The 19,604-nt window shown below is 69.8% G+C and carries 17 protein-coding genes; 7 read left to right on the top strand and 10 right to left on the bottom strand.

Annotated elements, in window-relative coordinates:
- The first annotated feature begins 114 nt into the window (after positions 1-114).
- Entirely contained in the window at positions 115-1,284 is a 1,170-nt protein-coding gene (locus ACFVUT_RS27165; RefSeq protein WP_389654505.1) for a trypsin-like serine peptidase, read from the top strand.
- 87 nt (positions 1,285-1,371) lie between these two features.
- Here the strand turns inward: ACFVUT_RS27165 and hflX are convergent, their stop codons facing one another.
- From hflX to miaA, 6 genes are all read right to left on the bottom strand, one after another.
- Entirely contained in the window at positions 1,372-2,889 is a 1,518-nt protein-coding gene (gene hflX / locus ACFVUT_RS27160) for a GTPase HflX (RefSeq protein ID WP_389654503.1), read from the bottom strand.
- Between the two features lie 139 nt (positions 2,890-3,028).
- The gene (locus ACFVUT_RS27155) at positions 3,029-4,483 is read right to left on the bottom strand and encodes a M1 family metallopeptidase (protein WP_389654501.1); all 1,455 of its coding nucleotides are present in this window, start codon (positions 4,481-4,483) and stop codon (positions 3,029-3,031) included.
- 106 nt (positions 4,484-4,589) lie between these two features.
- Entirely contained in the window at positions 4,590-6,746 is a 2,157-nt protein-coding gene (locus ACFVUT_RS27150) for a RelA/SpoT family protein (protein WP_389654499.1), read from the bottom strand.
- A 122-nt stretch (positions 6,747-6,868) separates the two neighbouring features.
- On the bottom strand, positions 6,869-7,759 hold the full coding sequence (dapF, locus tag ACFVUT_RS27145) for a diaminopimelate epimerase (protein ID WP_389654497.1): 891 nt from the start codon (positions 7,757-7,759) through the stop codon (positions 6,869-6,871).
- 149 nt (positions 7,760-7,908) lie between these two features.
- A complete protein-coding gene (locus tag ACFVUT_RS27140; protein WP_389654660.1) occupies positions 7,909-8,349 on the bottom strand; it encodes a hypothetical protein in 441 nt (146 codons plus the stop codon).
- Positions 8,350-8,457: 108 nt separating this feature from the next.
- The gene (gene miaA, locus ACFVUT_RS27135; protein ID WP_389654495.1) at positions 8,458-9,396 is read right to left on the bottom strand and encodes a tRNA (adenosine(37)-N6)-dimethylallyltransferase MiaA; all 939 of its coding nucleotides are present in this window, start codon (positions 9,394-9,396) and stop codon (positions 8,458-8,460) included.
- Positions 9,397-9,690: 294 nt separating this feature from the next.
- Here miaA and ACFVUT_RS27130 point away from each other — a divergent pair, with 294 nt between their 5' ends.
- Positions 9,691-9,981 (top strand): antitoxin, encoded by a 291-nt coding sequence (locus ACFVUT_RS27130; RefSeq protein WP_389654493.1) that lies wholly within the window; start codon positions 9,691-9,693, stop codon positions 9,979-9,981.
- 125 nt (positions 9,982-10,106) lie between these two features.
- Here ACFVUT_RS27130 and ACFVUT_RS27125 read toward each other — a convergent pair whose 3' ends face one another.
- On the bottom strand, positions 10,107-10,820 hold the full coding sequence (locus tag ACFVUT_RS27125) for a class III extradiol dioxygenase subunit B-like domain-containing protein (RefSeq protein ID WP_389654491.1): 714 nt from the start codon (positions 10,818-10,820) through the stop codon (positions 10,107-10,109).
- 120 nt (positions 10,821-10,940) lie between these two features.
- Entirely contained in the window at positions 10,941-12,434 is a 1,494-nt protein-coding gene (gene miaB / locus ACFVUT_RS27120) for a tRNA (N6-isopentenyl adenosine(37)-C2)-methylthiotransferase MiaB (protein WP_389654658.1), read from the bottom strand.
- A 178-nt stretch (positions 12,435-12,612) separates the two neighbouring features.
- On the opposite strand from miaB, the gene ACFVUT_RS27115 reads away from it, so the two are divergent.
- Positions 12,613-13,611 carry a TAXI family TRAP transporter solute-binding subunit gene (locus ACFVUT_RS27115; protein WP_389654489.1) on the top strand — a complete coding sequence of 333 codons (999 nt, stop codon included), beginning with the start codon at positions 12,613-12,615 and terminating at the stop codon, positions 13,609-13,611.
- A gap of 89 nt (positions 13,612-13,700) precedes the next feature.
- On the opposite strand, the gene ACFVUT_RS27110 is transcribed toward ACFVUT_RS27115, so the two are convergent.
- Together ACFVUT_RS27110 and ACFVUT_RS27105 are read right to left on the bottom strand one after the other, a co-directional pair.
- Positions 13,701-15,095 carry an ATP-binding protein gene (locus ACFVUT_RS27110; protein ID WP_389654488.1) on the bottom strand — a complete coding sequence of 465 codons (1,395 nt, stop codon included), beginning with the start codon at positions 15,093-15,095 and terminating at the stop codon, positions 13,701-13,703.
- 15 nt (positions 15,096-15,110) lie between these two features.
- Positions 15,111-15,803, bottom strand: a complete 693-nt coding sequence (locus ACFVUT_RS27105) for a response regulator transcription factor (RefSeq protein WP_389654486.1) — start codon at positions 15,801-15,803, stop codon at positions 15,111-15,113.
- A 353-nt stretch (positions 15,804-16,156) separates the two neighbouring features.
- Here ACFVUT_RS27105 and ACFVUT_RS27100 point away from each other — a divergent pair, with 353 nt between their 5' ends.
- The 4 genes from ACFVUT_RS27100 to ACFVUT_RS27085 all read left to right on the top strand — a co-directional run bounded on the left by ACFVUT_RS27100 (position 16,157) and on the right by ACFVUT_RS27085 (position 19,506).
- On the top strand, positions 16,157-16,942 hold the full coding sequence (locus ACFVUT_RS27100) for an amino acid ABC transporter ATP-binding protein (protein WP_389654484.1): 786 nt from the start codon (positions 16,157-16,159) through the stop codon (positions 16,940-16,942).
- 69 nt (positions 16,943-17,011) lie between these two features.
- The gene (locus ACFVUT_RS27095) at positions 17,012-17,857 is read left to right on the top strand and encodes a glutamate ABC transporter substrate-binding protein (RefSeq protein ID WP_389654482.1); all 846 of its coding nucleotides are present in this window, start codon (positions 17,012-17,014) and stop codon (positions 17,855-17,857) included.
- A gap of 75 nt (positions 17,858-17,932) precedes the next feature.
- Positions 17,933-18,598: an amino acid ABC transporter permease gene (locus ACFVUT_RS27090; RefSeq protein ID WP_389654480.1), complete on the top strand. Its 666-nt coding sequence runs from the start codon at positions 17,933-17,935 to the stop codon at positions 18,596-18,598.
- Complete coding sequence (locus ACFVUT_RS27085) at positions 18,595-19,506, top strand: amino acid ABC transporter permease (protein ID WP_389654478.1); 912 nt, start codon at positions 18,595-18,597, stop codon at positions 19,504-19,506. Before ACFVUT_RS27090 ends, ACFVUT_RS27085 begins: the two co-directional genes overlap by 4 nt.
- The last annotated feature ends 98 nt before the right edge of the window (positions 19,507-19,604 follow it).

Genomic DNA, 19,604 nt, shown 5'->3' with positions numbered 1-19,604 from the left:
TAGGGTGGGCCTGCGTCGTCGGTGGTCACTGGTCCAGCCACCACCGCATGACAGGCTCATGCCACTTTCAGAGCATCCAGAGAGCTTTCAGACAATCCAGGGGGAATTCTTTCCATGCGATCGATACGTCCGCTGCTCGCCGCGACCGGACTGGCCGCCGCGCTCGCGCTGACGGCCACAGCCTGCGGCCCGAGCGAGGACAGCGCGGCCGACAAGCCCGCGGCCACCGACTCCACGGGCGACGAGAGCGCCGGTTCCCTGTCCGACGGTCTGGCCGAGACGCTGAAGAAGCACGGAGTCGACCCGGAGAAGTGGAAGAACGGCGCGTGGAAGGACTGGGACAAGGACACCTGGCTGCGTGAGGCCAAGGACTTCGTCAACCCGGTCATCGAGGGGCTGTGGAAGCCCGACCGGATGAAGTCGGCCGAGGATCCGGCGAAGACCATGGCCGCCGGCGACGTCTCCGGCGACCAGGGCGTCACCGACCCGGAGCCCGCCCCGGTCCAGGCGGAACGCGAGAAGACGCCGTACCACAACTACGCGGCCCCGGTCGGCAAGGTGTTCTTCGACTCCCCCGAGGGCTCCATGGTCTGCTCGGGCACGGTCGTCAAGGACCCGGAGAACCCTGGCAAGTCCAACCTCGTGTGGACCGCCGGACACTGCGTGCACGCCGGTTCGAAGGGCGGCTGGTACCGCAACATCATCTTCGTGCCCGCGTACAACGACAAGGGCAAGTCGGCCGCCGCGCTGAAGAACGCGCAGCCGCAGGAGATCGCTCCGTACGGCTCGTACTGGGCCGACTGGGCCACGACGTCCGGTGAATGGCTCGCCGACGGTGGTCCCACTGGAGCCGAGGGCGCCCCCTACGACTACGCGGTCCTGCACGTGAAGCCCGAGAAGGGCACCAAGTCCCTTGAGGAGACCGTGGGCAACGCCCTGACGGTCGACTTCGACGCCCCCGAGATCGCGAAGATCAGCGCCATGGGCGCCTGGGGCTACCCCGCCGCACCGCCGTACAACGGTCTGATCATGCACAAGTGCGTCGACCGTCCCGGCAGGCTCTCCATCAGCCCGAGCAAGCCGTCGATGTACCGCATCGGCTGCACCATGACCGGCGGCTCGTCCGGGGGCGGATGGTTCAGCGAAGGCAGTGACGGCAAGCTCGTGCTGGTCTCCAACACCTCCATCGGCCCGGTGAATTGGGGCTGGCTCGCCGGCCCCCACCTCGGCCGGGGTGCGCAGGACGTCTTCACCGCGATGAGCGAGAAGTTCGCCGCCGAGTAGCGGCAACCGGTACGCCTGACGCTTGAGGGCCCGCTCCCCCCGGAAGCGGGCCCTCGGTCCGTGCAGCTCAGCCGCGGCGTGCCGCGGTCAGTGCGCCACGGGGACGAACGCGGAGAGGTCGGCCGCCAGTTCCTCGTGGACCCGCGCCTTGAGCAGGGTGCCCTCCGACGTGTGCTCCTCGGAGATCACCTCGCCCTCGGCGTGCACACGGGAGACCAGTCCGCCCCGGGTGTACGGGACGAGCGCCTCGATCTCCACCGAGGGCCGGGGCAGTTCGGTGTCGATGAGCGCGAGCAGCTCGTCGATACCGGCTCCGGTGCGCGCCGACACGGCGATCGCGTGCTTCTCGATACGCAACAGCCTCTGCAGCACCAGTGGATCGGCCGCGTCGGCCTTGTTGATCACCACGACCTCCGGCACGTCCACCGCGCCCACATCGCGGATCACCTCGCGCACCGCGGCGAGCTGTTCCTCCGGCACCGGATGGGAGCCGTCCACCACATGCAGGATCAGATCGGATTCACCGACCTCCTCCATGGTGGAGCGGAACGCCTCGACGAGGTGGTGCGGCAGGTGCCGCACAAAGCCGACGGTGTCGGCCAGGGTGTAGATCCGGCCGCTCGGCGTCTCGGCCCGGCGCACGGTCGGGTCCAGGGTGGCGAACAGGGCGTTCTCCACCAGGACGCCCGCACCGGTCAACCGGTTGAGCAGCGAGGACTTGCCCGCGTTGGTGTAGCCGGCGATGGCTACGGAGGGCACCTTGTTGCGCTTGCGCTCCTGGCGCTTGATCTCGCGGCCGGTCTTCATCTCCGCGATCTCCCGGCGCATCTTCGCCATCTTCTCGCGGATCCGGCGCCGGTCCGTCTCGATCTTGGTCTCACCGGGGCCGCGGGTCGCCATGCCGCCACCGCCGCTGGAACCGCCGCCGCCCATCTGGCGGGAGAGCGACTGGCCCCAGCCGCGCAGCCTGGGCAGCATGTACTGCATCTGTGCCAGCGACACCTGCGCCTTGCCCTCGCGGGACTTGGCGTGCTGGGCGAAGATGTCGAGGATCAGGGCGGTCCGGTCGACCACCTTGACCTTGACGACGTCCTCCAGGTGGATCAGCTGGCCGGGGCTCAGCTCACCGTCGCAGACGACGGTGTCGGCTCCTGATTCGAGGACCATGTCGCGCAGCTCAAGCGCCTTGCCCGAACCGATGTAGGTCGCCGGGTCCGGCTTGTCGCGGCGCTGGAAGACGGCGTCGAGCACCACGGCGCCCGCCGTCTCCGCGAGTGCGGCCAGCTCCGCGAGGGAATTCTCCGCGTCCTGCACGGTCCCCGATGTCCAGACACCGACCAGCACCACGCGCTCCAGGCGCAGCTGTCGGTACTCGACCTCGGTGACGTCCTCAAGCTCGGTGGAGAGTCCCGCGACACGGCGCAGCGCCGCCCGCTCGGAGCGGTCGAACTGCTCGCCGTCGCGCTCTCCGTCGATCTCGTGGCTCCAGGCGACGTCCTCTTCCATCAGGGCGTCGGCCCGAAGGCTCTCGGTGAGGCTGCCGGTGGCGTTCTCCGTAGCGCTCTGCGTGTCCTGTGCGTCCTGGGGAAGAGAAGAGGAGGTCATTGGATCCTTACGTCGATGGAATTCCGTTACATCAGTCACAACGCGTGACCTCTCCCGATGATTCCCTTGTCGGGAATCCGGTCCGGCCGCCGCGGCGACCCGTTGATAGTGGCATGGCCCGCCGGGCCCGTCACCGGGTTTATCGCCGTCCTGCCGACTCGGCACTGTGCCAGTCCGGGTGCCCCGGCATCGGCGGGGTCTTCGCTCCGTACAGCCAACCGTCGAAGAACGAGGTCAGGTCGCGGCCCGCGGTCTGTGAGGCCAGCCGCACGAAGTCCGCTGTGGTGGCGTTCGCGTCCCGGTGCTGCTTCACCCAGCTCCGCTCCAGCCGGTCGAACGCGTTCTCGCCGATCTCCTGGCGCAGCGCGTAGAGGACGAGTGCGCTGCCGTCGTACACCACCGGCCGGAAGAGGCTGAGCTTCTGTCCGGGTGCCGGAAGGTCGGGGCGGGCCGGCGGGCCGCCCGCGGCGCGCCAGCCGTCGGACTTGATGTATGCCTCACGCATCCGGCTTTCCACCGTGTGGTCGGAGTGCTCCTCGGCGTAGCGGGCCTCGTACCAGGTGGCGTGTCCTTCGTTGAGCCACAGGTCGGACCACTTCTGCGGGGAGACGCTGTCGCCGAACCATTGGTGGGCGAGTTCGTGCACCATGATCGATTCGATGTACCACTTGGGGTAGGCGGTGTTGGTGAACACGGACCGTTCGAAGAGGGAGAGCGTCTGGGTCTCCAGCTCGAAGCCCGTGTCGGTGGCGGCGACCAGCAGTCCGTAGGTCTCGAAGGGGTAGCGGCCGACCTGCTGCTCCATCCATTGCAGCTGACCGGGTGTCTTGGCGAGCCAGGGTTCCAGCCGCTTGCGGTCGGCGCTCGGCACCACGTCGCGCACGGGTAGTGCGTGCGGGCCGGTCCGTTCGAGAACGGCGGAGCGTCCGATGCTGACCTGGGCCAGCTCGGTGGCCATGGGGTGTTCGGTCCGGTAGGTCCAGGTGGTCCGGGCGCCGTGCCGGTCGGTGCCGGCCGGCAGCCCGTTGGCCACCACCGTGAAGTCCTTGGGCGCGGTGATCCGGAAGGTGAAGTACGCCTTGTCGGCAGGGTGGTCGTTGCTCGGGAAGACCCGGTGTGCGGCGTCGGCCTGGTTGGCCATGGCCAGTCCGTCGGCGGTGCGCAGCCAGCCGCCGGTGGCCCGGTCACCGCGCGGGTCGCTGGTGTGCCGGACGGTGATGCGGAGCGGCACTCCGGCGGGGAGCCGGCCGGGGGGCCGGATGACCAGGTCTTCGTCCGCCACGGCGAAGTCGGCGCGCAGTCCGTTGATTTCGACCGCGCTGACGGTGCCTCGGGTGAAGTCGAGGTTGATCCGGTCCAGCGGCTCGGTCGTCCGTGCGTCGATCGTGGTGACGGCGTCCAGCGGCTTGCTGTTGCTGCCGTGGTAGATCAGGCCGATGTCGTAGGAGAGGACGTCGTACCCCGGGTTGCCGAGATGCGGGAAGAGTGGGTCGCCGATACCGAGCGGCACGGGTGAGGGGAGGGCGGCGGCGACAAGGGCGGCCGATGCGGTGGCCAGCAGGGCGGCCCGCAGGCGGCGGGGGATGAACGGCATGGACTACCGCTACCAGCGTCTCCCGCCCGCGCAGGTGCGGCACGCGCCGCACCACTCGAACGAGATCGCTGTGGCAGATGGCGCCGCGCGGCGGGATCACACGGGGTCACGCGGTGGTGGCGGGATGCTGGGTGCGGCTCACGTCGTACACCCCGGGGACGTCACGCATCGCGCGCATCAGCGCCGGCAGTCCGGCGGCGTCGGGGAGCTGCACGGTGTAGGTGTGCCGGACCCGCTGTTCGCTGGGCGGTTCGACGGTGGCGGAGATGATCGCCGCGTCCGCCGTCGCGATCGCCTCGGTGAGATCGGCGAGCAACCGGGACCGTCCGAAGGACTCGGCGACCAGGGTGACCCGGCACCCTGTCTCGTCTCCCCAGCTTGCCGGGACGGTGGCCCGGCCGACGGACCGCATCCGGGCCACCGCGGGACACTCCTGCCGGTGCACGGTGACGGCCCCGCCGCGCACGACGAATCCGGTGACGGCGTCGGGGGGTACGGGGGTGCAGCAGCCCGCGAGTCGGACGGTGGCGTCCGGCCGGTCCACCACGGCGCTCAGGGCCGGGCCCACCGCCCCGGCGGGCCCGGAACCGTTGGCTTCCTGGGGCTGTGGTTCCCGCCGGGGCTCCGCGGGCCCGCCGCCGTGCGGGCCCCGGGCGTCCTCGGGATGGGCGTCCAGCCAGCCGGTGATGGCGATGCGGGCGGTGGGGGTGCGGGCGTGGTCGAGCCAGTCGGGCGAGGGCCCGGAGGCGGCGTCCTCGGCGAGCAGCGGCTGCACGGTGTCGCCGTCGCTCAGGACGGTGCCGAGGGTCGCCAGGCGGCCGTTGACGCGGGCGCCGATGCAGGTGTGCGCCTCGTCCCCGTACTGCGCGTAGGCGGCGTCGACGCAGCTGGCGCCGGCGGGGAGTCCGAGTGTGCCGCCGTCGGTGCGGAAGACCGTGATCTCGCGGTCCTCGGCGAGGTCGGCGCGGAGTGTGGTCCAGAAGGTGTCGGGATCCGGGGCGGACTGCTGCCATGCGAGAAGGCGGGAGAGCCAGCCCGGCCGGGTCGGGTCGGCGCGCTCTCCGTCCGCGGGTTCGGCCGACTGCGGTGCGGGGCCGCTGTCCGCGGTGTACGGATTGCCGAGGGCGATGACGCCCGCCTCGGCGACCTTGTGCATCCGATGGGTGCGGATGAGGACTTCGGCGACCGCCCCGTCGGGGCCCACGACCGCGGTGTGCAGGGACTGGTACAGGTTGAACTTGGGGGCGGCGATGAAGTCCTTGAACTCGGAGATCACCGGGGTGAAGCAGGTGTGCAGTTCGCCGAGCACGGCGTAGCAGTCGGCGTCCTCTCCGACGAGGACCAGCAGACGGCCGAAGTCGGTGCCGCGCAGTTCGCCGCGTTTGATCCTGACGCGGTGTACGGAGCCGTAGTGGCGCGGCCTGATGTGGACCTCCGCGGGCATGCCGGCCTCCCGCAGCACCGTCGCGACGTTCTCGGCCACGGCGGCGAGCGGATCCTGCGGGGCGGCGGCGCCGGAGGCGTCGGGGTGCGCGGAAGCGGCCGCGATCAGTGCGCGGGTGTGTTCGTACTCCTCGGGGTGGAGGATCGCGAAGACGAGGTCCTCCAGCTCGGTCTTGAGGGCCTGTACGCCGAGCCGTTCGGCCAGCGGGATCAGCACGTCGCGGGTGACCTTGGCGATCCTGGCCTGTTTCTCGGGGCGCATCACGCCGAGGGTGCGCATGTTGTGCAGCCGGTCGGCGAGCTTGATCGACATCACCCGGACGTCGTCCCCGGTGGCGACGAGCATCTTGCGGAAGGTCTCGGGTTCGGCCGCCGCTCCGTAGTCGACCTTTTCGAGTTTGGTGACGCCGTCGACGAGGTAGCAGACCTCTTTGCCGAACTGCTCGCGTACCTGATCGAGAGTCACCTCGGTGTCCTCGACGGTGTCGTGGAGCAGTGAGGCCGTGAGGGTCGTGGTCTCGGCGCCGAGTTCGGCGAGGATCAGCGTGACGGCGAGCGGGTGCGTGATGTACGGCTCGCCGCTCTTGCGCATCTGTCCGCGGTGCGACGACTCCGCGAGTACGTAGGCCCTGTGCAGGATGGAGAGGTCGGCGTCCGGGTGGTGGGCCCGGTGGGCCTCGGCCACATGACCGATCGCGTCGGGCAGCCGGTCGCGGGAGACGGGGCCGAGCAGCGCGACACGCCCGAGCCTGCGGAGATCGATCCGGGGGCGGCCCCGTCTGCGGATGGGAGCACCTGGGCTGGTGGCCTCTGCGCTCATGGGGGGCACCTCCGGCGACGTCGACCGGCGGTGGGGAGGTGCGGTCGCGCCTCCGGGCCGGTGCTTGATGCTACCGAGCCCACCACGTGGCGGAGTCCAGCTCTCGCTCAGCGTGAAACGGATCACCCATTCGAGCGAAGCTCCAGGTGCGCCGTTTCGAGCCAGGCGGAGTCGATCATGCCCTCGGCGACGATCACGGCGGCGCCGGTCATCTCGATCTCGCCGTCCGGCCGCTCGGTGATCACGAGGGTGCCACCGGGCAGATCCACCGTGTACGTGACCGGGGTGCCCGTCTCCGCAGGGTCGACGCCGTCCCTGCGGGCCGCGGCGACGGCCACGGCGCAGGCGCCCGTGCCGCAGGAGCGGGTCTCGCCCGAGCCGCGCTCATGGACTCGCATCGCGACATGGCGCGGTCCGCGCTCCACGACGAATTCGATGTTGACGCCGTCGGGGTAGACGGCTGCGGGACTGAACGGCGGTACGGAGAGCAGATCGCCGGCGTGCGCCAGGTCGTCGACGAAGGCGACCGCGTGCGGATTGCCCATGTTCACATTGCGGGCGCGCCAGCTGCGGCCGTCCAGGCTGACGGTGACGCCGTCCTCGGGGAGGAGTGCGCGCCCCATCGAGACCGTGATGTCGCCGTCCTTGGCCATGTGCACCTTCTTCACGCCGCCGCGGGTCGCGACGGCGAGGTCGCCCTCCTCGACGTGCCCGGCGCGCTGCAGGCAGCGGGCGAAGACCCGTACGCCGTTGCCGCACATCTCGGCGACGGAACCGTCGGCGTTGCGGTAGTCCATGAACCACTCGGCCTCGCCCGCCATGGCCCGGGCCTCCGGGTGCGCGGCGGAGCGTACGACGTGCAGAAGCCCGTCACCACCGATGCCGGCCCGGCGGTCGCACAGGCGCGCGACGAGGGAGGGGGGCAGGTCGACGGTGTTGTCCGGATCGGGAACGATCACGAAGTCGTTCTCGGTGCCGTGACCCTTGAGGAAGGCGATCTGCGAGGTGCTCACAGGGCAACTGTACGAGGCCGCGCCGACAGCGGGCGAAACCGGGCGCGTCGACGGAGCACCGGCCTGGCCGGGCATCGCATCGCGGCGGGGAGTGGGCATCGCACCGGCCGGAAGCCGGGCGCGCGCACGTCCGCATTGCCGCTCGGGCGTCAGCGGAGCCGCGCCACGCGCCAGACGGCCAGGGCGACCAGGGCCAGGCACACGACGGTGTACAGGGCGATCACGCGCCAGTCGGGCCTCTCGCCCGAACCCCGCTGCGGCAGCCCCGGCCAGGTGTAACCCACCCGTCGGGCGGCCATCATGCCCCAGCCCGCGGCGCAGCTGCTGATCAGCAGGCCCAGCATGGCCACCACCGCCCCGCCGTCGCCGAACTCGAAGGCCAGCGGGAACGCGAACATCAGCGACCCCACGGCGGCGAGCATGACGATCGGCGCGAGCTGCCAGATGCGCAGACGCCGGGCGGGCCGCAGTTCGACCTCGACCTCGGGGGCCACCTCGATCTCGTCGGGCCCGTCAGGACTCAGACGTCCCGCCCCGTCGAGCGGGGACTCCGGTGCGTCTTCTTCTGTGTCGCGAGGGCCGGCCTCCATCGCCACGCGCCCTCCCATACTCGGACTCCACTGGTCGATCGATGCTCGATGATGGCACGCTCCCGGGCGCCGAAATGACGGGCAGGGCGTCCCGATGCCATCACGTGATCAGGCTGTAACCGCTCGTTCGACCAACGCCAGCGCCAGGTGCGGGAGTTCCCCGCGGTGTTCCGCGGCGCCATTCAGCCAGTGGACGCGCGGGTCGCGGCGGAACCACGAGTCCTGACGGCGCGCGAATCGCTTGGTGGCACGTACGGTCTCGGCACGCGCCTCCTCCTCGGTGCACTCCCGCGCCAGCGCGGCGAGGACCTGCTGGTAGCCGAGCGCCCTGGAGGCCGTCCGTCCGTCGCGCAGGCCGTGCGCCTCCAGAGCCCGCACCTCGTCCACGAGTCCGGCCGCCCACATCCGGTCGACCCTCAGGGCGATGCGTTCGTCGAGTTCGGGCCGGGCCACGTCGACACCGATCTGGACCGTGTCGTACACCGCATCGTTACCGGGGAGGTTCGCGGTGAAGGGCCTGCCGGTGATCTCGATGACTTCGAGGGCCCTGACGATGCGGCGGCCGTTGCTCGGCAGGATGGCCCGGCCCGCTTCGGGGTCGGCGGCGGCGAGCCGGGCGTGCAGTGCCCCGGAGCCGCGCTCGACCAGCTCCTCCTCCAGCCTGGCCCGCACGCCGGGGTCCGTGCCGGGGAACTCCAGGGCGTCGATGGCGCCCTTCACATAGAGCCCGGATCCCCCGACCAGGATCGGGGAGCGGCCTGCGGCGAGCAGCCGGTCGATCTCGGCGCGGGCAAGCCGCTGGTACTCGGCGACGCTGGCGGTCTCGGTCACGTCCCAGATGTCCATGAGGTGGTGCGGAACGTTTCCGCGTTCGGAGACTGTCAGCTTCGCGGTGCCGATATCCATCCCCCGGTAGAGCTGCATGGAGTCGGCGTTGACCACTTCGCCGTCGAGCTGCTGGGCAAGGAATACCCCCAGATCGGACTTTCCGGCTGCGGTGGGACCGACGACGGTGATGACCCGCGGTGCGGGAGCTGAGCTTCTCACCGCCCCAGTCTCGCAAACCTCCGGCGCTCTTCCCGAACGAGTGAGGTGACCGGCGCCGAGCGGGAGTCGTTAGGCCCTCAGGCCGCAAGCACCCCGCCCCAGCCCCGGGGCGGCGCGAGGCGGGGAGCGACGCCGCGAGCGGCGCGGATCTTCGCCCGCACCAGTAGAATTCATAAGTGAATACGGGTGTTTTTTCACGGTTCGCCGTTCACCCTCCGGGGTGTCCGACGTGGCCGCACACAGCGGCTCCGGAAGGGACGCCCGACCACAGTCCCCCAGCAGGGAGGGTGCCCGATGGGCTTCCTGGACACGTTGAAGGCCAAACTGAGCCCCGCCAAGGACAAGGTGGGCGATCTCGCGCATCAGCACGGGGACAAGATCGACCAAGGTCTCGACAAGGCGGCACGGACGGTCGACCAAAAGACCAAGGGCAAGTACAGCGACAAGATCGAGTCCGGCACGAGAAAGGCCAAGGAAGCGGTCGAGCGCCTGTCCCACAAACACGAAGAAGGCGGTACCGAACACGACAAGGGCGGTACGCCGCCGGGCACGCCGCCCGCCGGCGGGACGCCGCCCGCCTCGTGAACGTCCACTGATCGGATCCGACGGACGGCCGTGGAGCGAGAACGCCGCACGGCCGTCATCCGTGTCTGTCCGGATCCGCGTCCGCCGTCCGTGTCCGTCCGGGCACGGCGGCACCGGGCGAGCGGTCAGGACCAGGCGGCGACCAGGTAGCCCACGCCGTACGGCGCGTCCTCGTACAGCAGTCGCCCGTCCAGGTCCGCGCCCTCGGCCGCACCCGCGAGCACCTGCCAGGGCGCCCGGCCCGCCGCTTTCAGTTCGTACGCCAGTGAGGCGTCCAGCGCGGTCAGCGCGTCGGGATCCGCCGCGCCCAGCGCGCGGGCGGCCGCCGCGTCGAAGGACTCGGCGCGGGCGTCCAGATAGCCGGGCGCCTTCACCGTGCGGCAGGCACTGCCGTCGCCCATCACCAGCAGCGCCACCCGCTCCGCCCTGGTGGACAGCTTCCGTCCGGTGTCCGTGCAGCGAGCGGTTTCGAGCGGCTCACCCACGCCGAGTGCTTCGACCGGCGTCTGCGCCCAGTGCGCGCCGGCGAGGAGCCATGCGCCGATGGCCAGCGACGGCGGGAGCGGACGGTCCACCGCCGTACCGCGGTCGCGCCCCAGTCGCACGCCGAGGTCGACGCCGAAGCCCCGGAACGAGCCCGTGGCCCCCTCGGGGTGCGGGCCGCGCCCCGACAGGTCCGCGGGGCCGACGACGATCAGCAGGTCCGGCCGGGCGGCGGCGAGCACGTCGAGGGCCTCGGCGCAGGCGTCCCGCAGGGTGTCGAGCTCGGGCGCGGCGCCCGCGGCGACCTCGGGGACGAGCAGGGGCGGACACGGGCAGACAGCGGCGGCGACAAGCATGGTGGGCAGCGTACTGCGTGCGCGCGATGCACCGGCGGGCCGCCGTCACCGTCGCCCCGCCGGTGTTCCGCCGTCGCCCTGCCGGTGTTCCGCCGTTGCCCCGCCGGTGTCCTGGCGGTGTCAGTCGCAGCCGCAGCCGGGGGCCGCACCGGCGGGCAGGGGCGCCGGGGCACCGATGCCCGGCAGTCCCAGCATCACTCCGGCGGGCTTGGCGGCCTCGGTGGCCGTGCGCTTCTCCCAGGCGTCCCCGGCCCTGGTCCGGCGCACGCCGACCGGGGCACCCTCGGCGAGGAGGTGGTGCGGGGCCGCGTAAGTGATCTCGACGGTCACCACGTCGCCCGGACGCACGTCCTCGTCCGGCTTGGTGAAGTGGACCAGACGGTTGTCGGGGGCGCGGCCGGAGAGGCGGTGGGTGGTGCCGTCCTTGCGGCCCTCGCCCTCCGCGACCATGATCTCCAGCGTGCGGCCGACCTGCTTCTTGTTCTCCTCCCAGGAGATCTCCTCCTGAAGGGCGGACAGGCGCATGTACCGCTCCTGGACGACCTCCTTGGGGATCTGTCCCTCCATCTCGGCGGCCGGGGTTCCGGGGCGCTTGGAGTACTGGAAGGTGAAGGCGTTCGCGAAGCGGGCCTCACGGACCGCGTGCAGGGTCTGCTCGAAGTCCTCATCGGTCTCGCCGGGGAAGCCCACGATGATGTCGGTGGAGATCGCGGCGTCCGGCATCGCGGCGCGCACCTTCTCGATGATGCCGAGGAAGCGCTCCTGCCGGTACGAACGGCGCATCGCCTTGAGGACCGTGTCCGAGCCGGACTGCATCGGCATGTGCAGCTGGGGCATCACATTGGGCGTCTCGGCCATCGCCGCGATCACGTCGTCCGTGAAGTCCCGGGGGTGCGGCGAGGTGAAACGGACCCGCTCCAGGCCCTCGATCTTCCCGCAGGCGCGCAGCAGTTTGGAGAAGGCCTCGCGGTCGCCGATGTCGGAGCCGTACGCGTTCACGTTCTGCCCGAGCAGGGTGATCTCCGAGACGCCTTCGGCGACCAGCGCCTCGATCTCGGCGAGGATGTCGCCGGTGCGCCGGTCCTTCTCCTTGCCCCGCAGCGCCGGGACGATGCAGAAGGTGCAGGTGTTGTTGCAGCCGACGGAGATGGAGACCCACGCCGCGTAGGCGGACTCGCGGCGCGTGGGCAGCGTGGAGGGGAATGCCTCCAGGGACTCGGCGATCTCGATCTGCGCCTCCTCCTGGATACGGGCGCGCTCCAGCAGCACCGGCAGCTTGCCGATGTTGTGCGTACCGAAGACGACGTCCACCCAGGGGGCACGCTCGACGATGGTGTCGCGGTCCTTCTGCGCCAGGCAGCCGCCGACGGCGATCTGCATGCCGGGCCGCTTCGTCTTCATCGGGGCGAGCCTGCCGAGATTGCCGTAGAGCTTGTTGTCGGCGTTCTCCCGGACCGCGCAGGTGTTGAAGACGACGACGTCGGCGTCGCCGTCGGAGCCCTCGGCGGCCCGTACGTACCCCGCGCCCTCCAGCAGCCCCGACAGCCGCTCGGAGTCATGGACGTTCATCTGGCACCCGTAGGTGCGCACCTCGTACGTCTTCAAACCGTCCACTACTCCACCAGCCACGTCGTTGCCGCTCACCCGTCCAGGGTAAGGGCTCCGGGCGGGCGGCCATGATGACCACCTCGCCGCCGGGCTCACGGCCCGGTGCCCGGGTGCGGGGCCACGGCCACGGGCCGCCGGAGCCCTGCCCTGGTCATCGCGGGGACGGGCTGGCAGGATCGCCGCCATGCTTCAGGCACTGTCCCGCATCGGCCGGCGACGCATCCTCCAGACGTGCGCCGCCCTCGTCGTCGTGCTGGGGCTGTTGCTGTGGTGGCTGCTGCCGCTCGGCGAACCCGCGCCGAGCGGCACGCTGACCTTCAGCACCGGCGTACGGAGCGGGGTCTACCACCGCTACGGGGAACGGCTCAAGGGGGACCTGGCCAAGGACCTGCCCCAGGTGTCGATACAGCTGCAGCCGAGTGAGGGCTCGCAGCAGAACATCGAGCGGGTGGCGACCGGTAAGGCCGACTTCACCATCGCCACCACCGACGCACTGGCCACCTATCTGCTCGGCGACAAGCCGGGAGCCGACCGGCTGCGGGGTTGCGTGCGGCTGTACGACGACTACATCCAGCTGATCGTGCCGAAGGATTCCGAGGTGCGGAAGGTCGCGGACCTGAACGGCAAGCACGTCGGGGTGGGGCAGCCGGGTTCGGGCGTACGACTGGTCGCCGACCGGCTGCTGACGGCCGCCGGTCTCGACCCGCTGAATGATGTGACGCCGGTTCCCGACGGCATCGACACCATGCCGGAGCAGTTGGAGAACGGTCGGCTCGACGCCTTCTTCTGGTCCGGCGGACTGCCCACCACCGCCGTCCAGGAACTGGCGGACCGGTTCGCGATCCGGGTGGTGCCGCTGGAGGCCGCGCTGGTCAAGAAGCTTCAGTCCGTGGGCGGGTCCGCCCGCTACTACCGGTCGGCCCTGATGCCCGCCGACGCCTACCACAACGCGCAGCAGGAGCAGGCGGTGCCGACCGTGGCGATCGCCAATGTGCTGGTGACCACGGACCGGATGGATCCGGCGATGACCGAGGCGTTCACCCGTACCGTGATCGACAGCCGGGACCGGATCGGGCGCGAGGTGCACGCGGCCCAGTTGGTGGATCTGCGTACGGCCATCTACACCGATCCGCTGCCGCTGCACGAAGGGGCCAGGCGCTACTACCGCTCGGTCAAGCCCTGATCGCCGCGCCGCTCCCCTGGCCGCCGCGCCGCTCTCCTGATCGCCGCGCCGCTCCCCTGGCCGCCGCGCCGCTCTCGTGGCCGCCGCGCTCAGCCCTGCGGGTTGTCGCGCGGCACCGAGACCGTCACTCGCAGCCCGTGCGGCTCATGGGCGGCATAGCCGAGGGTGCCGCCGCCCGCGGCCAGGAGGGCCTGGGAGATGGAGAGCCCGAGGCCGGAGCCCTGCACGTTCTGATGCTGGGCACTGCGCCAGAAGCGGTCGCCGACGCGCTCCCTCTCCTGCGGGGTGAGGCCGGGTCCGCGGTCGGCGACGACGACGGTGACGTCGTCGTGGCCGGAGGCGACCGCGACGAGGACTTCCTCTCCGGCGGGGGTGAACTTCAGGGCGTTGTCGATGACGGCGTCGAGGGCACTCGACAGGGCGATGGGATCCGCCCAGGCGGTCACGGCGGACGCACCCTCCACCCTGAGCCGCACTCCCTTCTCCTCGGCCACCGGCCGCCAGGACGCGATACGTTCCGCGGTGAGGGCGCCGATGTCCGTGAGCTTCAGGTCGGCCGCGGCGTGTTCGGCCAGCGCCAGGTCGAGCAGGTCGTCCAGAACCTGCCCGAGGCGCTTGCCCTCCGTGCGTACGGAGGCGATCTCCTCGTTGCCCTCGGGGAGTTCGAGTGCGAGGAGCTCGATCCGCAGCAGCAGCGCGGCCAGCGGGTTGCGCAGTTGGTGCGAGGCGTCGGCGACGAAGGCGCGCTGCTGCTCCAGCACGTCCTCGACGTTGTCCGCCATCTCGTTGAACGAGCGGGCCAGGCGCCTCAGTTCCGGCGGCCCTCCGGAGGCTGCGACCCGGGATCGCATCCGGCCGCTGGCGATGTCGTGGGTGGCCGCGTCCAGGGTCCGCACGGGCAGCAGGACCCAGCCGGTCAGCCGGATCGCGGCGCCGACCGCCACCAGCATCGCGATCGCTTCGCCGGCCGCGATGAGCAGCCAGCCCCGCAGCGTGCGCGCACGCATCTGGGCGGTGGGCGAGTCGATGACCACGACGGCCACGACATCACCGTCCCGTACGACGGGTGAGGCGACGACGACCCTGCCCTGCTGCCATGGCCAGACCTGCGACGGGTCGTGACTGCGTCGCCCCAGGAGCGCCTCCTTGAATGCCTCTCTCCCCTCCCCCTCGATCGGGAGCTGCCAGTGGGCCGGGGCCTTGGCCATGGCGCTGTCGTCCCGGTAGAGGACACCGGCGCGGATGCCGTACACCGATGCGTAGATGTCCAGTTCGCTCCGCAGGATGCGGCGGCGTTCCTCGTAGCCGGGGCTCCGCTCGGTGATGAACTGGGCGAGCGCGGCGAAGCGTGCCGCGTCGTCGATGCGGTCGATGACGACGCGTTGCTGCTGGGCGGCGGCGACGCTGACGGCCAGGGGGAAGCCGAGGGCGAGCAGCACGCTCGCCATGAGGATGATGAGCAGGGGAAGCAGCCGGGTGCGCACCTGGGTCGTACGCCTCTACGCGGACGGGGCGACGAGGCGGTAGCCGACCCCGCGCACCGTCTCGATCAGTGCCGGCAGCCGCAGTTTGGAGCGCAGGGACGCGACGTGCACTTCGAGCGTGCGTCCCGTTCCCTCCCAGCTCGTGCGCCATACCTCGCTGATGATCTGCTCCCGGCGGAAGACGACTCCGGGACGCTGGGCGAGCAGCGCGAGCAGGTCGAACTCCTTGCGGGTGAGCTGGACCTCCGCCCCGTCGACACTGACCCTGCGGGTCGGCAGCTCGATCTGGACGTGACCGAGGCGCAGGGCCGCGACCGGTGTGGACACGGTGTCCTCACCGGGCGACGTGCGCCGGCTGACGGCATGGATACGGGCAAGGAGCTCGCCGGTGTCGTACGGCTTGACCACGTAGTCGTCGGCCCCGAGGTTGAGGCCGTGGATCCGTGACCGCACGTCGGCACGCGCGGTCACCATGATCACCGGGGTGGAGGTGCGCTTGCGGATCTTCCCGCACACCTCGTAGCCGTCCTGGTCGGGCAGACCGAGGTCGAGCAGCACGACGCCGAAGGGCTCCGTGTCCTTCGGCAGCAGCGCTTGAAGTGCCTCCTCGCCGTTGCGCGCGTGGACGACCTGGAAGCCGTGCCGGGTGAGGATCGCGGAGAGGGCGGCGGCGACGTGGTTGTCGTCCTCGACGAGCAGCAGTCTCATGGGCCCCCTTGTCCGAAGGTGCGGCGCATCGGCCCTCCGCGGGTGCGGTGCCGGTACGCGACGGTGCGGTTTCTCGTACTCCCGTCGTCACTTCCCCGTCGCGGGGTGTTTCACGTCATGGCGTACCAGGGCATCCACTCCGATGACCGGTATGCCAGTCAAGGCCCGCCCACCGCATCGAGCCATCTGTTATGCACCCGGTACGCCCCGGGCGCCTCGCGCGCCGTCCCGTTCACGCGGAGTGTCCGGTTGCCGCCGGATCGTTATCCTCAATTCTCGCTCAGATGTAATGACGTTCGTCGCACTGCGTCACTAGGGTCCTTCCCAACCGAGGAGGACGGAGCAAGAAGCCGATGAGCGGAGTTTCAGTGACCAAGGGCGCCGAGGACGCCGCACCCGCGGCGGACGACCTTGTCGTCCTGAGCAACGTCAACAAGCACTTCGGCGCGCTGCATGTGCTCCAGGACATCGACCTGACCATCGCCCGTGGCGAGGTCGTGGTCGTCATCGGGCCCTCCGGGTCCGGGAAGTCCACGCTGTGCCGCACGATCAACCGCTTGGAGACGATCGACTCGGGTGCCATATCGATCGACGGCAAGCCGCTGCCCGAGGAGGGCAGGGAACTGGCCAGGCTGCGCGCCGATGTCGGCATGGTCTTCCAGTCGTTCAACCTCTTCGCCCACAAGACGGTGCTTGAGAACGTGATGCTGGGCCAGCTCAAGGTCCGCAAGACGGACAAGAAGGCCGCCGAGGAGAAGGCCCGTTCGCTGCTGGACCGGGTGGGCGTGGCGACGCAGGCCGACAAGTACCCGGCCCAGCTCTCCGGCGGTCAGCAGCAACGCGTGGCGATCGCACGGGCGTTGGCGATGGACCCGAAGGTCATCCTCTTCGACGAGCCGACGTCGGCGCTCGACCCGGAGATGATCAACGAGGTGCTGGAGGTCATGCAGCAGCTCGCCCGGGACGGCATGACGATGGTCGTCGTCACGCACGAGATGGGCTTCGCGCGCTCGGCGGCGAACCGTGTCGTCTTCATGGCGGACGGAAAGATCGTCGAAGAGGCCACACCCGACCAGTTCTTCAGCAACCCGCGCAGTGACCGGGCCAAGGACTTCCTGTCGAAGATCCTTCACCACTGATCGGCCCTTCACCAGCGGCACCCGCACCGGCTGATCACTCACATCGCGTCAACTCAAGGGAATACCACCATGCAGCTTCGTAAGGTCACCGCCGCCTCGGCCGCCGTGCTCGCGCTCGCCCTGACCGCCACCGCCTGCGGTTCCGACGACAAGGACAGCGGGTCGAGCGGTTCCAGCGGCAGCAAGAAGATCACCATCGGCATCAAGATCGACCAGCCCGGCATCGGTCTGAAGACCCCGGACGGCACGTACGCCGGCTTCGACGTCGATGTCGCCACGTACGTCGCCAAGGAACTCGGCTACGACGCCAAGGACATCAACTTCAAGGAGACCAAGAGCGCCGACCGTGAGACGGCGATCGAGCGCGGTGACGTGAAGTTCATCGCCGCCTCCTACTCGATCAACGACGAGCGGCTGCAGAAGGTCGACTTCGCGGGCCCGTACCTGCTGGCGCACCAGGACATCCTGGTCCGTGCCGACGACGACTCGATCAAGTCGCCGGAGGACCTGAACAGCAAGAAGCTGTGTTCGGTCACCGGCTCGACCTCGGCGCAGAACGTCAAGGACAAGCTGGCTCCGAAGGCTCAGCTCCAGGAGTACGGCGGCTACTCGGAGTGCCTGACCGGCCTGGAGAACAAGGTCGTCGACGCGCTGACCACCGACGACTCGATCCTGGCCGGTTACGCGGCGCAGAAGGAGTTCCAGGGCAAGTTCAAGCTGGCCGGCTTCAAGATGACCAACGAGAACTACGGCATCGGCCTGAAGAAGGGCGACGCCGACCTCAAGAAGAAGATCGACGACGCGCTCACCAAGATGGTCTCGGACGGTTCCTGGGACAAGGCCGTGCAGGCCAACTTCGGTCCGGCGAACTACAAGAACGACCCCGCCCCGAAGATCGGCAACATCGTCAAGTGAAGCAGGGTTGACCGGGCGCGCCGTCCGTGAACGGCGGCGCGCCGTGCCCTCCTACACGCGGAAGCGCGGGAGATCGTGTTCGACTTTCTTGAAGGTTACGACCTGCTGGGGGCCTTCTGGGTGACGGTGCAGCTCACCGTCTACTCTGCCCTCGGCTCCCTCATATGGGGAACGCTGCTGGCCGGCATGAAGGTCAGCCCGGTCCCCTTGATGCGCGGCTTCGCCACCGCCTATGTGAACGTGGTCCGGAACATTCCGCTGACCGTGATCATCGTGTTCTCGTCGCTGGGTCTTTTCCAGACCCTGAGCATCAGCCTCGGCGCCAGCGATTTCAAGGACATCAACTTCCGGCTCGCGGTGCTCGCCCTGACCGCCTACACCGCCGCCTTCGTGTGCGAGGCACTGCGCTCGGGCATCAACACGGTGCCGGTCGGTCAGGCGGAGGCGGCGCGTGCGCTCGGGCTGAGCTTCACGCAGGTACTGCGGCTGATCGTGCTCCCCCAGGCGTTCCGCGCGGTGGTCAATCCGCTGTCCAACGTGCTGATCGCACTGACGAAGAACACCACGGTCGCCTCCGCGATCGGGGTCGCCGAAGCCTCGTACCTGATGAAGGGCATGATCGAGGCCGAGGCCCAGCTGCTCCTGATCTCCGCTGTCTTCGCCTTCGGCTTCGTCGTTCTGACCCTCCCGACCGGCCTGATCCTCGGCTGGGTGAGCAAGAAGGTGGCGGTGAAGCGATGACTTCCGTCCTCTACGACGCCCAGGGACCGCGCGCCAAGCAGCGCAACATCCTGTACACGGTGCTGTTCGTGCTGTGCGCCGCAGCAGTGGTGTGGTGGGTGTACGACAGCCTCGCGGAGAAGCACCAGCTCGACTGGATCAAGTGGAAGCCCTTCTTCACCAGCTCCCAGCCCTGGGAGACCTACATCTGGCCGGGCCTCCAGAACACGCTCAAGGCGGCGTTCTTCGCCCTGATCATCGCGCTGCCGCTCGGCGCCCTGTTCGGGATCGGCAGGCTCTCGGACCACCGCTGGGTGCGGGTTCCGTCCGGTGTGGTCGTGGAGTTCTTCCGCGCCATCCCGGTGCTGATCCTGATGATCACGGCGAACGCGGCGTACTCCGAGTACACGAACATCAGCACCGATACGCGCCCGTTGTACGCCGTGGTGACCGGCCTGGTCCTGTACAACGCCTCGGTGCTCGCCGAGATCGTGCGGGCCGGTATCCACTCCCTTCCGCAGGGCCAGACGGACGCGGCCAAGGCGATCGGCATGCGCAAGGGCCAGATCATGGTGTTCGTGCTGCTGCCGCAGGCGGTGACCGCGATGCTGCCCGCGATCGTCAGCCAGCTCGTCGTGATCGTGAAGGACACCGCGCTCGGTGGTGCGGTGCTGACCTTCCCCGAGCTGCTTGCGTCGGTCCGCCCGATGAGCGCGAACTACGGCGCGAACACCATCGCGTGCTTCACGATCGTCGCCGTGATCTACGTCGCCGTGAACTTCGCGCTCACGTCGTTCGCGAGCTGGCTGGAGCGACGGCTCCGGCGCACGAAGAAGGGCACGGGCGCGGTGGTGGGCGCCGCGCCCGGGGGCGGTCTGGAGACCATTGATGCTCCGGCGCTCAACGTGGAGGACGGAAGGGCTGTCTGACGGCTCGTCGAACGTGGTCCCGAGGGGCGGTGGCGGATGTGCCACCGCCCTTCGCCGCGTTCCGGTGGCGCTTGACGCAAGCACCGGCAGTAGGTTGC

It is taken from the genome of Streptomyces sp. NPDC058051 (assembly GCF_042885475.1).
Lineage (GTDB): Bacteria > Actinomycetota > Actinomycetes > Streptomycetales > Streptomycetaceae > Streptomyces.
Note: the sequence above shows the minus strand (reverse complement) of the source record. Positions and strands in the feature narration are given on the sequence as shown.